1 protein-coding gene is annotated in these 2,100 nt (G+C 66.5%); it reads left to right on the top strand.

Annotation, left to right across the window (positions count from 1 at the left end):
* Positions 1–2,100 (top strand): MSCRAMM family protein (locus VA603_RS11115; protein WP_323438871.1); only part of this gene is annotated, 2,100 nt, incomplete at both ends.

The following is a 2,100-nucleotide window of genomic DNA, read 5'->3' on the forward strand; positions in this document are numbered from 1 at the left end:
TGGGCGCTGGCGGTACGGGCGTGCAGTTCGACTTCCCGGAGCCGGCCGAGCGCACCCTGTCCGGCTACGTGTACATCGACCAGGACAACAACAACGTCCTGGGCAGCGCCGATGCCCGCATCGGCCAGGCCACCGTCAACCTGCTGGAAGTGGAGACCGGCCGTAACCTGACCGCGACCACCGATGCCCAGGGCTTCTACCAGTTCACCGGCCTGACCGCCGGCAAGACCTACGAGTTGAGCGAGCCACTGCCGGCCACGCCGGCCGGCCTGGTGAACCAGCCGCTGGCGGTCAACCCGGGCAAGATCGGTGGCGTGCTGTGCGCCGCCGCCTGCACGGCAAGCACCACCGGCAGCGAGGACCGCATCAGCGGCATCAAGCTGGTCGCCGGCAACGGCACCGAGTTCAACTTCGGTGAGAACCTGACCACCGTGCTGTCCGGCAAGGTCTACCTGGACCGTGACGACAGCGGCCTCCAGAACGGCAACGAACCGGGCATTCCGGGCGTGACCATCACCGTCACCGATTCCAGTGGCGCCGTGGTGTGGACCGGCACCACCGACGCCAATGGCGACTACAGCGTGCCGGGCCTGATCGCCGGCCACGAGTACACCATCACCGAGACCCAGCCGACCGGCCTGAAGGATGGCAAGGAGAACCCCTCCAACGTCATTCATATCCCGCAGCTGCCGCCGACCGGTTCGGCCGGCAACAACTTCGGCGAACTGGCCGCCTCGCTGTCCGGTCGCGTGTACCTGGACCAGGCCAATGACGGTCACACCGTCAGCGATCCCGGCCTGGGCAACGTGCAGGTCACCCTGAGCCGTCGTGACGGCCAGCCGGTGGTCGATGTGCTGGGCAACACCGTGTCGGTGCTGAATACCGCCGCCGACGGCAGCTATGCCTTCATCGACCTGCCGGCCGGTGACTACATCGTCACCCAGCAGGTGGCGCAGCCGGTTTACACCCCGGCCGGCGGCACCCCGGTCACCACGCTCAATGGCATCACTACCGCCGGTACCGTCATCGACGGCGTCGCCGGTGTGGCCACGACCGTGCGCGCCACCCCCAGTGCCATCACCGGCGTGGTGTTGAATGCCGGCGGCAAGTCGGTGGACAACCACTTCGGCGAGATCCTGCCGGTGTCCGCCTCGGGCGTGGTGTTCTTCGACCTCAACAACAATGGCGTGAAGGAAGCGGGCGACGCCGGCATCGGTGGCGTGGATATCCGTCTGACCGGTACCGACGACCTGGGCAACCCGGTTGACCTGCCGTTGCAGACCAACGCCGACGGAACCTTCAGCTTCGAAGGCTTGCGTCCGGGCACCTACACCCTGATCGAGCCGACCCAGCCGGCCGGCACCGCGCAGGGCAAGACCACTGCAGGCCAGCTGGACAGCACCAAGGGCAACAGCGGTACCGCCAGCAATGGTGCGGCACCGGAGTCGAGCAAGATCACCAACATCGACCTGACCCGCCCGGGTGATTTCTCCAGCGACAACCTGTTCGCCGAGGTGCCGACCAACAGCGGCATCACCGGCAAGGTGTGGATGGATGCCAACAATGACGGCGTGGTCGATCCGGGCGAGGACGGCATCGCCGGCGTCGAAATGGAACTGACCGGCACCGACATCAACGGCAACCCGATCACCCCGATCACCGTCACCACCGGTGCCGATGGCAGCTACAGCTTCCTCAACCTGCCCCCGGGCGAATACAAGGTGGTGGAGAAGCAGCAGCCGGCCGGCACCAATGACGGCAAGACCAAGCCGGGCAACATCGGCGGCACGCCGATGGGCAACGGCTCGGCCGAAGGCAGCGCCACCGCGCAGAACCCGTCGTTCATCGGCACGATCACCGTTGGCGTGGGCCAGGTGTCGGTCGAGAACAACTTCGGCGAAGTGCCGGCGGCCAGCATTTCCGGCAACGTCTACAACGACAGCAACGACGACGGTATCCGCCAGCCTGAGGAAGGCGGCTTTGCCAACGTCACCGTCGAGCTGACCGGCACCGACGACCTGGGCAACCCGGTCACGTTGACCACCACCACCGACGCCAACGGCAAGTACACCTTCGAGAACCTGCGTCCGGGCACCTATG

Source organism: Stenotrophomonas capsici (assembly GCF_034961085.1).
In the GTDB taxonomy this organism is placed as follows: Bacteria; Pseudomonadota; Gammaproteobacteria; order Xanthomonadales; family Xanthomonadaceae; genus Stenotrophomonas; species Stenotrophomonas capsici.